We start from the raw sequence: 12,764 nt of genomic DNA, 5'->3' as shown, positions 1-12,764 counted from the left end.
GTTAAAAAGCCCCTCCCCTTGAAGGGGAGAGGCTAGGATTGGGTCAGGCGTCCGCCGTCGCTTTGGTCAGCGCCGTCTTGATCGCGTCGATGAAGGCGGGGATGTCGTCAGGGTTGCGGCTGGTGATCAGATTGTCGTCAACCACAACCTCCTCATCCACCAGCCTCGCGCCGGCATTTTCCAGATCGGTGCGCAGGCTCGGCCAGCTGGTCGCGCGCTTGCCGTCCACGATGTCGGCCTCGATCAGCAGCCACGGGGCGTGACAGATCGCGGCGACGGTCTTGCCGTCGTCGAAGAACTCCTGGATCAGGCCGATGGTCGTATCGTCCATGCGCAGCGTGTCGGGATTGTGAACGCCGCCGGGCAGGACCAGCGCATCGAACGCTTCGCTGTCGACATCGCCGACCAGCATGTCGGGGGTGATGCTCTCGCCCTTCTCGCCGCCGCTTTCGCCGGTGATCGGATCCAGCTTGAGCGACGCCAGCGTCACCTGCACGCCCGCGTCGAGCAGCGCCTGACGCGGCTTCATCAGCTCTGACTGTTCGAAACCGTCGGTCGCGATCATCAGCACGCGTGCGTTCGAGAGCTCGGCCATGTTCATTCTCCTCATTGGGGTTGGCCCCTCAACCGGTCAGCTACCGGGCGGTTCCGGAACGATGCGACGGGATGCGCATTGAGCGGACATGACGAGGGCAGGATGAGCGGCGCGCTGCGCTATTGCGACGACCGGCAACCCGGCATCACGCGAAAGGCGGTGCGCGGCGGCTGGGGCTATTGGGATGCGCACGGCAACCGCATCACCGACCGCGCCGAGATCGACCGGCTGAACGCCATCGCCCTGCCCCCCGCTTATACCGACGCCTGGTATTGCCCGCATGCCGACGGGCATCTTCAGGCGACCGGGATCGATGCGCGCGGGCGCAAGCAATATCGCTATCACCCCGATTTCCGCGCAGCGCAGGAGGCGGCGAAATACGACCGCTGCGCCGGGTTCGGCAACCGCCTGCCGCGGCTGCGGGCACGGATCGAGGCGGATCTGCGCAAGCGCGCGCTGAGCCGCGAGCGCGCCGTTGCAGCGGTCGTGCGCCTGCTCGACCTTGGCCATGTCCGCATCGGGAATGAGGGCTATGCCAAGGCCAACAAGAGTTTCGGCGCGACGACGCTGCGCCGCCGCCACGCCAGGCTGGAAGGCCGCAGCCTGAAGCTGCAATATCGCGCCAAGTCCGGCCGCATGCGTGTGCTACGTATCACCGACGGGAGCCTGATCGGCTTCGTCAAGAAATGCCAGGATTTGCCCGGCCAGCATCTGTTCGGCTGGCTCGACGATGCAGGGGAAGCGCACCCGGTGACGTCGAGTGACGTCAACGCCTATATTCGCGACGCCATGGGCGATGATTTCACGGCCAAGCATTTCCGCACCTGGGGTGCGAGCGTGATCGCATTCGAAACGCTGGCGACGGCCGAGGGGCATGTCGGGCTGAAAACATTGCTGGCGCCGGTTACTGCGGCGCTGGGCAATACGCCGAGCATCGCGCGCAAATCCTATGTCCATCCCGACCTGATCGAACTCGCCAAGGACCGGGATGCGCAGGCCGCATTTCGCGAAACCCTCGCCCTCCCGCGCACCACGCGCTACCTGTCCCGCGCCGAACGTGGCCTTATCGCGTTTCTCGAACGCGGCGGGCTCACGGCCCAAGCCGCCTGAAGGATTTCCATGACCGTTTCCAACACTGCCGCCGCAGCCGAACAGGCCGCGTCCAACAGCAGCGAGGCGCTTGAGGTGCAGACCCGCGCCTTTTTCACGGATGCCAGCCTGTGGGTACAGTCCCACTGGCTGCAAATCCTGATCGCGACCGGCATCGCGGTCGGCGTCGTTTTGCTGCTCTACTGGCTGCGCAGCTGGGGCACCAAATTGTGCCAGCGCTCGGACGGAGCGATGGGATGGGGCACGATCATCGGGCGCGCGGTTTCACGCACCGGCAGCTTTTTCATCGTGATGCTCGCGGTCCGGCTGGTCTCCAACTATGCCGCGCCGCCAGCGATGCTGGAGCAGACCATCGCCTTCCTGTTCACGGTTGCGGTGGTGTTTCAGGGCGCGATCTGGGCGCGCGAGATCATCCTCGGCGCGATTGAAAAAAAGACCGAGTCCGAAAACTACCATGGCGAGGCGTTGCTCTCCGCCCTGGGGCTGATCCGCTTGCTCGTCACCGTCGCGCTGTTCGCGATCGCCCTGGTGGTGGTGCTCGACAATCTCGGCGTCAACGTCACCGGTCTGGTCGCGGGTCTTGGCGTCGGCGGTATCGCCATCGGTCTGGCCGCGCAGGGGATCTTCGCCGACCTGTTCGCCGCGCTCGCGATCATCTTCGACAAGCCGTTCCGGCGCGGGGACAAGGTCATGTATGACCAGACCGTCGGCGTGGTCGAGGAAATCGGCCTCAAATCCACCCGCGTGCGCTCGTTCGACGGCGAAGTGCGGGTCATCGCGAACAAGCAGCTGCTCGATAAGGAAATCCAGAACATCTCCAACCGCGAGCATGTCCGCATCAAGCTGCCGGTCGGGGTCGCCTATGAGACACCGCCGGAGCAGCTCGAGGCGCTTCCGGCAATGCTCACCACGATTGTCGAGGACGCGGGCGGCATCATCGCCCGCGCCAGCTTCGAGAGCTTCGGAGCAAGCTCGGTCGATTTCGCGCTGTGGTTCGACATCCCGGGCGACGACTGGCCGACCGCGCACAAGGTGCGCGACAAGGTCATCATCGGCGTCCTGCGCCGCTTTGCCGCCGAGGGCATTTCGATCCCCTACCCGACACAGACCACCTTCACCGCCGATCCCGCCGGCAAGCTCATCCTCCCCTATCCGGAGGTCCAGCCCGTGCGCCGTGTCGACAAGGAGCCAGGAGAGCGCTGATTCGCGCCGCATCGGCATTTTAGAATATCGGGTTTGGAAACTTTGGCCCGACTTCCCTTACGGAAGTCGGGCCATTCGCGTTATCAGTAGGTGCCCCTTGCCGCGCGCGCGACTTGCTTCTATGCGAAGGCGACACCAGTCAGGGAACCGTCATGGCCGACACCGACCAGCAGGAGAGCGTCACGATCCACGAGCTTGCCGCGCAGGCGGGCGCTGAGCGCGTGTCTGACTGGGTGACCGTCTCGCAGGAAATGATCGACAAGTTCGCCGATGCGACGGGCGATCATCAATTCATCCATGTCGATCCGGCCAAGGCGGCGATGACTCCGTTCGGCGGCACCATCGCGCACGGCTTTCTCACCCTCTCGCTGATGCCGCTGCTCAGCCAGAAGACGCCTCAGCCCCGGATCGAAGGGCTGAAGATGGGCGTCAACTATGGCGGCAACAAAGTCCGGTTCCTGACGCCGGTACGGTCGGGCAGCCGGGTGCGCGGGCGCTTCAAGACACTCGAGATGGTCGAGAAGCGTCCGGGTCAGTGGCAACAAACCGTCGAATTCACCATCGAGATCGAAGGCCAGGACAAGCCTGCCCTGATCGCCGAATGGATCAGCCAGCTTTTTGTATAGACAATAAACCGAAGGGACCGTCCGCATGCGTTCTGCCGTCATCGTTTCCACTGCCCGTACCCCGATCGGCCGCGCCTATCGCGGTGCATTCAACGCCCTCCCGTCCCAGACGCTGGCCGCCAAGTCGATCGAGGCCGCGGTCGCGCGTGCCGGCATCGACGGTGGCGAAGTGCAGGACGTGGTATTCGGCGCCGCGCTCCAGCAGGGGCATCAGGGTGGCAATATCGCGCGCCAGGCAGCGTTGCGTGCCGGCCTGCCCACCGGTGTGTCGGGCATGTCGGTCGATCGTCAGTGCGCCAGCGGCCTGATGGCGATCGCCACCGCCGCCAAGCAGATCATCGTCGACAACATGGACATCACCATCGGTGGCGGTGTTGAGAGCATCAGCCTGGTCCAGACGCCGCAGATGCGCGTCGCGATGGACCCCGAACTCGTGGCGATGCACAATGACGTGTACATGCCGATGCTGCAGACCGCCGAGGTCGTCGCTGCGCGCTACAATATCAGCCGCGACGTTCAGGACGAATATGGTTTCCAGTCGCAACAGCGCACCGCCGCCGCCCAGGCCGCCGGCAAGTTCGACGACGAGATCATCCCCGTCACCGCTACGATGAACATCGTCAACAAGGAGACGAAGGAAGTCACCCAGAAGGAAGTGACGCTGACCAAGGACGAGGGCAACCGTCCCGAAACCACGCTGGAGGGGCTGCAGTCGCTCCAGCCGGTCGTCCCGAACGGCACCGTCACCGCCGGCAACGCCTCGCAGCTGTCGGACGGCTCCTCGGCCAGCGTGCTGATGGAGGAAAAGGTCGCCGAAAAGCGCGGCCTCACCCCGCTCGGTCGCTATGTCGGCATGGCGGTCGCAGGCACCAAGCCCGACGAGATGGGCATCGGCCCGGTCTATGCAATCCCCGCGCTGCTCGACCGTTTCAACCTGAAGATGGACGATATCGGCCTGTGGGAGCTGAATGAGGCGTTCGCGGTCCAGGTGCTCTACTGCCGCGACAAGCTCGGCATCCCCAACGAACTGCTCAACGTCAATGGCGGCTCGATCTCGATCGGCCACCCCTATGGCATGACCGGCGCACGCTGCACCGGCCACGCGCTGATCGAGGGCAAGCGTCGCGGCGCGAAGTACGTCGTGGTCACGATGTGCGTCGGCGGCGGCATGGGCGCAGCGGGGCTGTTCGAGGTGCTCTGACGCCTCCCCTGACACAAATCGAAAAGCCGGCGGAGCGATCCGCCGGCTTTTTTTGTGCAGGTCATGCGCTGCCCCGATTTCAGCCCCGCTTGACGCCGCGCGAGTGGTGGCACATCGCAGGCGCATGGCGAACCGACAGTCCTTCACGCACCGCATCCGGGTCGAGGCGCACGCCGTATGGCTCGCCGTCCGCGATCCGCGCACGCCGCTGTTCGCCAAGCTGGTCGGGCTGTTGGTCGGCGCCTATGCGCTCTCGCCGATCGACCTGATCCCCGACTTCATCCCGGTGCTCGGGCTGGTCGACGATGCGGTGCTGATCCCGCTCGGCGTGTGGCTGTTCGAGAAGCTGGTACCGGCGGGGCTGATGACCGAACACCGCGCCGCCGCCGAGGCCGCATCGCAGCGCCCGGTCAGCCGCTGGGGTGTCGCCATCGTGATCGCGCTCTGGGCGCTGATCGCGCTGGTGGTGTATGAATTCCTGATGCTGGGGTATGACTGAGCGCAACGTCCGCTCAGCTGTGCGTCGCGATCCACTCTTCCAGCACCGGGGCGATGCGGTTGCGCCACTTGCTCCCGTTGAAGATGCCGTAATGGCCGACATCCGGGGCCATGTAATATTTCTTCATCTTCGCGGGCAGCTTGGTCGCAATGGTCAGCGCCGCCTTGGTCTGGCCAAGGCCTGAGATGTCATCCTTCTCACCCTCGATCGCCAGCAGCGCGGTGTCGGTGATCGCGGCCGGATCGACCCGGCGCCCACGATGCATCATCTCGCCCCTGGGCAGGGCGTGCGACTGGAACACCACGTCGATCGTCTGCAGGTAGAATTCCGACGTCATGTCGCACACCGAGCGATATTCGTCGTAGAAGCGCATCGTCGCTTCGGCGCTCTCGCCATCCCCCACGACCAGGTGCTTGAACATTTCCCAGTGAGAAATCATGTGGTTGCCAAGGTTCATCGTCATGAACCCGGCGAGCTGAAGAAAACCGGGATAGACGGTGCGCCCGGCACCGGGATAGGTCGCCGGCACGGTCGCGATCACATTCTGCCGGAACCAGCTGTGCGGCCGTTCGGTCGCCAGCGTGTTGACCGCGGTCGGCGCCTCACGCGTGTCGATCGGCCCGCCCATCATCGTCAGCGTGCGCGGCGTGTTGGGATGCTTGTCGGCGTTCATCAGCGCCACGGCGGCATAGACCGGCACCGACGGCTGGCACACCGCGAGCACGTGCGGGCGCGCGTCCCCCTCGGCCCCGATCGTGGCAAGGAATTCGATGACATAATCGACATAGTCGTCGAGGTCGAAGCGCCCGTCGCTGAGCGGCACCTGCCGCGCGTCGCGCCAGTCGGTAATGTACACGTCCGCGACCGGAAGCATCCGCTGCACCGTACCACGCAGCAGCGTCGCGAAATGGCCGCTCATCGGCGCGACGATCAGCAGCTTGGGACCGCCCTCCACGCCTTCGCGCACGAAGCGCTTGAGCTGGCCGAACGGCTTGCGCAGCACGATCTCCTCGTGGACTGCGACCTGCTTGCCGTCGATCTCGGTGAAATCGAGCCCGAATTCGGGCTTTCCGCGCGGCGCAGCGGCGTGCGCGAACACTTCGAGCGCGGAGGCCATGATCGGGCCGCCCCCGAAATAGGCAAAGGGATTGGCCGGATTGTTGAGCAGACCCGCGCCGAAATTGGCGAGCGCGCTGGCGCCGGCGAGCATCGAGCGCTGAAGTTCATAAGCGTTGTAAAGCATTGATACGCTGTTCCCCGCCCCTGCGGGGCCTGACGAATGGTTGGATTAGTTATAGCGGCGACATGCTGCAGTGCAAACACGCCATACCTGTTTTTCGATCCCGGTTGCGGACGATCGGCGACGCGCCGCCCGCTGCTCCCGCGGCGAAGGCGGTTCCATTGCACCGCGCTTCGGGCTAGGCGGCGGCATGGCCGAGACCGTCACGCCCCCATCGACCCCCGCCGCAACGCCGGCACAGCCGCCGCGCAAGCTGTCGAGCCTGACCATCGTCTGGGGCTATACCCGGCGTTATCCGCTCCAGCTGACGCTCGCGATTGTCGCGCTGGTCCTGGCGGCCGGCGCGACGCTGTGGATCCCGCGCACGTTCAAGGAAGTCGTCGACAAGGGCTTCGGCGCCGGCGCGGATCCGACGCAGATCGGCGGTTATTTCCAGGGGCTGCTCCTTGTGGTCGTGGTCCTCGCCTTTGCCACGGCGATGCGCTTCTACTTCGTCTCGTGGCTGGGGGAGCGGACCGTCGCGGACATGCGCGCGGCGGTGCATCGCAACCTGCTGCGCCTCCCGCCGCGCTGGTTCGAGGAAAACCGGCCGTCGGAAATTGCCAGCCGCCTCACCGCCGACACGGCGGTCGTCGAACAGATTGTCGGGACGACCGTGTCGGTGGCGCTGCGCAACCTGCTGATCGCGATCGGCGGCACGCTGTATCTGTTCGTGCTGGCGCCAAAGATTGCGGCCTATCTGCTGGTCGGGATTCCGGTGATCGTGCTGCCGATCATGTGGCTGGGCGGGCGCGTGCGACGCTTTTCCCGCACCAGTCAGGACCGCGTCGCCGATATCGGCTCGATCGCTTCGGAAACGCTCGGCGCAATGCGGATCGTCCAGGCCTTTGGCCAGGAAGCGCGTGAGGGCGAACGCTTCCAAGCTGCAGTGGATCGCGGCTTCGCCACCGCGCGCAAGCGGTTTGCGACCCGCGCGCTGATGACCGCGCTCGTCATCTTTGCGCTGTTCACCGCGATCACCCTGATCATGTGGGACGCCGTGCACGGGGTGGCCGAGGGGCGGATTTCCGGCGGGTCGATCACCGCCTTCGTGATCACTGCCGGGCTTGTCACCGGTGCCTTCGGTGCGCTGACCGAAGTCTATGGCGATCTGCTGCGCGCGTCCGGCGCCGCCGCCCGGCTTGCCGAACTGCTCGCGGAAGAGCCCGACATCGCCGCGCCCGCGAACCCGGTCGCGCTGCCCGAACCCGCGCGCGGCGCCGTGGCGTTCGAGGGGGTGACCTTCCGCTATCCGACCCGGCCCGAAACGTCGGCGCTGCAGGACTTCACCCTGTCGGTCGCGCCGGGCGAGACGGTGGCAGTGGTCGGTCCTTCGGGCGCGGGCAAGTCGACGCTGTTTCAGCTGGTCCAGCGTTTCTACGACCCGGAAGCAGGCCGCGTGCGCGTCGACGGCGTCGACCTGCGCGACGCCGACCCGGCCCAAATTCGCGCGCGCATGGCGATGGTGCCGCAGGAAACGGTGATCTTCGCCGCCTCCGCCCGTGACAATCTGCGCTATGGCCGCTGGGACGCGAGCGAAGAGCAGATCTGGCAGGCAGCCGAAGCCGCCAATGCTGCCGAGTTCCTGCGCGAGCTTCCCCAAGGTCTCGACACCTTCCTTGGCGAGGACGGCGCGCGCCTGTCCGGCGGCCAGCGCCAGCGCATCGCCATCGCCCGCGCGCTGCTGCGCGATGCGCCGATCCTGTTGCTCGACGAAGCCACCAGTGCGCTGGACGCGGAGAGCGAGCGTCTGGTGCAGGACGCACTCGAACGGCTGATGGCGAACCGGACCACGCTGGTCATCGCGCACCGTCTCGCCACGGTCCGTGCGGCGCAGCGCATCATCGTGATGGACGAAGGCCGCATTGTCGAAAGCGGCACCCATGCCGAGCTAGTGGCCAGGGGCGGCCTCTACGCGCGGCTCGCCAGCCTCCAGTTCAGCGAAAGCGCTTAATAGCGCGACAGATACCAGGCGGCGAACGCAAGGACCGCGCCCAGCGCGAGCGCAATGCGCAGCTTTGGATTGCGCGCGGGTTGATGGTCGCGACCCATGCGGTCGAGATCGAACCAGTAATGCGCGGGATGCGCTTCCCGGATCACGCCGCTCGCGCGCAGCCGGTCGAAAGCGGCGCGCTCGACCGGGCCGGGCGCATATTCGATCGCGGTTGCAGGTGAGATGGCGCGATGCTCGGCAAAATGCCGCTGCACGCGAAAGTGGGACAAGTCATTGGTCGATGCGACAGGCATAAGCGCCATTGTCGGTCGCCTTCGCGCCGGTTTCAACCTCCCCGCCCCTTGCCCCTGGCGGCAACGCTGCCTAGGCTGGGTTGGAATATCCGGTATGGTGGGAGAGGGGCATGACCCGCGAATTCGATCTGATCGTCTATGGCGCAACCGGCTTCACCGGGCGACTTGTCGCCGAGTATCTGGCGCAGCGTTACGGCGACGGGTCGCTGCGCTGGGCAATGGCCGGGCGGTCGCTGACCAAGCTCGAACAGGTGCGCGACGCGATCGGCGCGCCGGCGGACACGCCGCTGCTGACCGCCAACGCCGACGATCCCGCCGCGCTGCGCGCGCTGACCGCGCGGGCCACGGTCGTGCTGACCACGGTCGGCCCGTATCAGCTTTACGGCAATGATCTGGTCGCGGCATGCGTCGAGACCGGCACCGGCTATGTCGATCTGTGCGGCGAGCCGAACTGGATGCACGACGTCATCGCGCGGCATCAGGACTCGGCCAAGGCGAGCGGCGCGCGCATCGTGCTGTCGTGCGGGTTCGATTCGATTCCCTTCGACCTCGGCGTATGGACCGCCGAGCAAGCGGCCATCGCCAAATGGGGCCGCCCCGCTCCGCGCGTGAAGGGGCGCGTGCGCAAGATGCAGGGCACCTTCTCCGGCGGTACGTTCGCCAGCGGCAAGGCGACAGCAGCGGCGGCGGCAAAGAACCCGGCGGTGTTCAAGGTGCTGCTCGATCCGTTCGCGCTCACCCCCGGCTTTTCCGGGCCGGACCAGCCCAAGGGGGTGATGCCCGAATATGACGAAGCCGTGGGCGGCTGGGTCGCGCCGTTCTTGATGGCGGTGATCAATACCAAGAATGTCCACCGCACCAATTTCCTCGCGGGTCACCCCTATGGCACCGATTTCCGCTACGACGAGATGATGGTGGCGCCCGGGCTGGGCGACATCGGCAAGGCGGCGGCGGAAGCGATCGCCAAGATGAACCCGATGAACGCCGACAAGGGCCCCGCCCCCGGCGAAGGCCCATCGAAGGAAGAGCGCGAAGCGGGCTTCTACGAAATCGACTTCATCGCGGAGATGCCGACCGGCGAATCGCTGACCTGCACCGTCACGGGCGACCGCGACCCCGGCTATGGATCGACGTCGAAGATGATCGCCGAGGCAGCTTTGTGCCTGATCCGCGACGTTGCCGGCGACGGCGGCGTGTGGACCCCGGGCGCGCTGATGGCCGAACCGCTCAAGGCGCGGCTGGAGGCCAATGCCGGGCTGACCTTCACCGTCAAGCACTGAGCATCGTCCCTCCCTGCACAGGGAGGGACAGCGATGGTCAGCCGCGATAAAAGGCCAGCATGACCGCCAGTGCTAGCCCGACTGCGACTGCAATCGCGACGGGCGCCTGGCGCCGTCGCTGATGCGCCAGCACCGCCCGGTGCGCCCGCAGGTCCAGCCAGTAATAATCCTGCGCCTCGCGCCGGATCACGCGCTGCGCCACCAGCCGGTCGAACACCGGCTTCAGCTCGGGCGGCGGTCGGTAGATGATCGTGTGCAGCGGCGTCACCGCACCCGCTGCACTGAATTGCGCGAGGATGCGGTGGCGGTGACGCGCGAAGCGGGTGATCGGCAGCGATTCGACCATCGGGTTCAGCGTTTGCGCCCCTGATGCTTGATGTTCGCCGGGCGCCCACGCCGCTTGAGCGGCCGCGGCGGACCGCTCTTGCGCCGCTCGCCATCGGGGCGCGGGCCCGAGCCGCTGCCCTTCCCATCGGGCAGTTCGAAGCGCAGCGCGCCCGACACCGGGTTCGCCTCGACCAGCTTCAGTTGCAGCCGCTGGCCCAGCGCGAACTCGGCACCGGTATCCTCGCCTACCAGCCGCTGCCCGGCCTCGTCATAGCGGAAATATTCGCGCCCCAGATCGCGCGCGGGGACCAGCCCGTCGCCGCCGATGCCGTCGACCGTCGCAAAGAAGCCGAAGCTCTGCACCCCGGTGATTCGTGCATCCAGCACCTCGCCGACATGGGCGGCCAGATAGGCGGCGACATAGCGGTCGATCGTGTCGCGCTCCGCCTCCATCGCGCGGCGCTCGAGCTTGCTGATCAGCTCGCCGGTCCGCTCCATGTCCTTGTCCGCCGGCAATTCGCCACCCGGCCCCAGCTTGAACGCCTCGGTCAGCGCGCGGTGGACGACAAGGTCGGCATAGCGGCGGATCGGCGAGGTGAAATGCGCATAGCTGCCCAGCGCCAGGCCGAAATGCCCGGCATTCTGCGGCCCGTAATAGGCCTGGGTCTGCGTGCGCAGCACCTGGGTCATCACCTCGGCGTGGTAATCCGCCTCCTTGGTCCGCGCGATGACATGGTTGAACGTCTTGGGCCGGATCACCTGCCCCAGCGCGAATTCGACATCGAGCGTCTTGAGATATTCCTTGAGCGCGACCAGCTTCTCGCGGCTGGGCGGCTCATGGATGCGGTACATGACCGGCGCCTTCTTCTTCTCCAGCGCCTTGGCCGCCGCGACGTTCGCCGCGATCATGTAATCCTCGATCAGCTTGTGCGCGTCCAACCGCTCGCGCGGCGCGACCGACAGGATGCGCCCCTTTTCGTCGAGCACGATCCGCCGCTCGGGCAAATCGAGGTCGAGCGGCTCACGCTTCGCCCGCGCCTTGTTGAGCGCGACCCAGCAGTCCCACAGCGGACGCAACGCCGTCTCGGTCAGCGGATGGTCCTCTGCGCCATCAATCGCCGCCTGCGCATCCTCATACGCGATGTTCGCCGCCAGCTTCACTACCGCCCGACTGAACCGCCAATCCTTGATCTCGCCATCCGCGCCGATCCGCATGTGGCACGCCAGTGCGGCCCGCTCGACACCCTCTTTCAGCGAACACACATCGGCCGACAGCACCTCCGGCAGCATCGGCACGACGCGGTCGGGGAAATAGACACTGTTGCCGCGCTTGCGCGCCTCGCGGTCGAGCAGCGATCCGGGGCGGACGTAGAAGCTGACATCGGCAATCGCGACGATGGCTTTCCACCCGCCCCTGTTGGCGGGATCGTCGTCTGGCGTCGCCCACACCGCATCGTCATGGTCGCGTGCATCAGCCGGGTCGATCGCGACGATCGGCAGGTCGCGCAGATCCTCACGCTCCTCGCCCAGCGGCTGCTTCGCCACCCGCTCCGCCTCTGCGAGCAGCTCTTCGGAGAAGATGTGCGGGATCTCATGCTTGTGGATCGCGATCAGCGAAAAGCTGCGCGGCGCGAACGGGTCGCCGAGGATTTCGGTGACTTTGGCAAACAGGCGCGGTCCCTTGCCCGTCACCTCGGCCATCACCAGGTCGCCTGGCTCCGCGCCATTGCGGTCGGAAATGACGGGGCTGGTGCGCTCCTTCTTGTCCAGCCCCTGCAGATACAGTCGCCCGCCCTCTTCATGGACGACGCCCAGCACCGCGGCATCGCCCTTGGCGAGCTTCTTCATCGGGTGCGCGATCAGGCCCTTCCCGGCCTCCTCGGTGCGCGCGAGGATGCGGTCGCCGACGCCCAGCGCGCCGCCCGGCCCGCGCTTTTCGCGCACGCGCAACCGCGGCACCGGAATGCCTTCGGCCTCCCAGCGTTCGGGCACCGCCCATACGGTATCGCCATCGGCCTCGACGATGCGCAGCACCGTCACCTTCGGCACCCCGCCCATCTTGTGGAAGGCGCGACCGGGGGCGACGTCGATCAGCCCTTCGTCGCTCATGTCCTTAAGCAGCGCCTTGAGCGCGATCTTCTCCTGCGCCGACAGGCCAAAGGCGCGCGCGATCTCGCGCTTGCCTGCGGGTTGCTCCGACGACGTGATGAAATCGATGATCTGTTGGCGGGTCGGCAGGCCGGGGACGGGCTTCGACTTCGCGCTTTTCTGTTTTGCCATTGGCAACGAACATAGCCCCTCGCCGTCGCAAAACCAAATGCGCTGCCGGAAAATCGCCTGCACCGCGTCCCGCATGCGCGCAGCGTTCCTATGATTGGACCAGTCCCCTTTCTGCCG

General features: G+C 66.2%; 12 protein-coding genes. 7 read left to right on the top strand and 5 right to left on the bottom strand.

The window, feature by feature from the left end:
- Window positions 1-43: 43 nt before the first annotated feature.
- Window positions 44-595: a type 1 glutamine amidotransferase domain-containing protein gene (locus tag J2Y54_RS13860; RefSeq protein ID WP_310040564.1), complete on the bottom strand. Its 552-nt coding sequence runs from the start codon at window positions 593-595 to the stop codon at window positions 44-46.
- A 102-nt stretch (window positions 596-697) separates the two neighbouring features.
- Here J2Y54_RS13860 and J2Y54_RS13855 point away from each other — a divergent pair, with 102 nt between their 5' ends.
- The 5 genes from J2Y54_RS13855 to J2Y54_RS13835 all read left to right on the top strand — a co-directional run bounded on the left by J2Y54_RS13855 (window position 698) and on the right by J2Y54_RS13835 (window position 5,234).
- Window positions 698-1,705, top strand: a complete 1,008-nt coding sequence (locus J2Y54_RS13855; RefSeq protein WP_310040563.1) for a DNA topoisomerase IB — start codon at window positions 698-700, stop codon at window positions 1,703-1,705.
- 9 nt (window positions 1,706-1,714) lie between these two features.
- Window positions 1,715-2,908 (top strand): mechanosensitive ion channel family protein, encoded by a 1,194-nt coding sequence (locus J2Y54_RS13850; protein ID WP_310040561.1) that lies wholly within the window; start codon window positions 1,715-1,717, stop codon window positions 2,906-2,908.
- A gap of 152 nt (window positions 2,909-3,060) precedes the next feature.
- Entirely contained in the window at window positions 3,061-3,534 is a 474-nt protein-coding gene (locus J2Y54_RS13845; RefSeq protein ID WP_310040559.1) for a MaoC family dehydratase, read from the top strand.
- A gap of 25 nt (window positions 3,535-3,559) precedes the next feature.
- The gene (locus J2Y54_RS13840) at window positions 3,560-4,735 is read left to right on the top strand and encodes an acetyl-CoA C-acyltransferase (RefSeq protein ID WP_310040558.1); all 1,176 of its coding nucleotides are present in this window, start codon (window positions 3,560-3,562) and stop codon (window positions 4,733-4,735) included.
- A gap of 124 nt (window positions 4,736-4,859) precedes the next feature.
- Window positions 4,860-5,234, top strand: a complete 375-nt coding sequence (locus J2Y54_RS13835) for a YkvA family protein (protein ID WP_310040556.1) — start codon at window positions 4,860-4,862, stop codon at window positions 5,232-5,234.
- A gap of 13 nt (window positions 5,235-5,247) precedes the next feature.
- On the opposite strand, the gene J2Y54_RS13830 is transcribed toward J2Y54_RS13835, so the two are convergent.
- Entirely contained in the window at window positions 5,248-6,477 is a 1,230-nt protein-coding gene (locus J2Y54_RS13830; protein ID WP_310040554.1) for a polyhydroxyalkanoate depolymerase, read from the bottom strand.
- 187 nt (window positions 6,478-6,664) lie between these two features.
- Here J2Y54_RS13830 and J2Y54_RS13825 point away from each other — a divergent pair, with 187 nt between their 5' ends.
- Window positions 6,665-8,467: an ABC transporter transmembrane domain-containing protein gene (locus tag J2Y54_RS13825; protein ID WP_310040552.1), complete on the top strand. Its 1,803-nt coding sequence runs from the start codon at window positions 6,665-6,667 to the stop codon at window positions 8,465-8,467.
- On the opposite strand, the gene J2Y54_RS13820 is transcribed toward J2Y54_RS13825, so the two are convergent.
- Window positions 8,464-8,769, bottom strand: a complete 306-nt coding sequence (locus tag J2Y54_RS13820) for a hypothetical protein (protein ID WP_310040551.1) — start codon at window positions 8,767-8,769, stop codon at window positions 8,464-8,466. The two genes, J2Y54_RS13825 and J2Y54_RS13820, sit on opposite strands and share 4 nt — an antisense overlap.
- 101 nt (window positions 8,770-8,870) lie before the next feature.
- Between J2Y54_RS13820 and J2Y54_RS13815 the strand changes: the two genes are divergently transcribed.
- Window positions 8,871-10,040, top strand: coding sequence for a saccharopine dehydrogenase NADP-binding domain-containing protein (locus J2Y54_RS13815; protein ID WP_310040548.1), 1,170 nt, complete (start codon window positions 8,871-8,873; stop codon window positions 10,038-10,040).
- Between the two features lie 37 nt (window positions 10,041-10,077).
- Here J2Y54_RS13815 and J2Y54_RS13810 read toward each other — a convergent pair whose 3' ends face one another.
- The gene (locus J2Y54_RS13810; RefSeq protein WP_310040546.1) at window positions 10,078-10,386 is read right to left on the bottom strand and encodes a hypothetical protein; all 309 of its coding nucleotides are present in this window, start codon (window positions 10,384-10,386) and stop codon (window positions 10,078-10,080) included.
- Between the two features lie 5 nt (window positions 10,387-10,391).
- The gene (gene rnr / locus J2Y54_RS13805) at window positions 10,392-12,647 is read right to left on the bottom strand and encodes a ribonuclease R (protein WP_310040544.1); all 2,256 of its coding nucleotides are present in this window, start codon (window positions 12,645-12,647) and stop codon (window positions 10,392-10,394) included.
- Window positions 12,648-12,764: the final 117 nt, after the last annotated feature.

Source organism: Sphingomonas sp. BE123 (genome assembly GCF_031456015.1).
Taxonomy (GTDB): domain Bacteria; phylum Pseudomonadota; class Alphaproteobacteria; order Sphingomonadales; family Sphingomonadaceae; genus Sphingomonas.
This window is presented reverse-complemented; position numbering and strand designations above follow the sequence as displayed.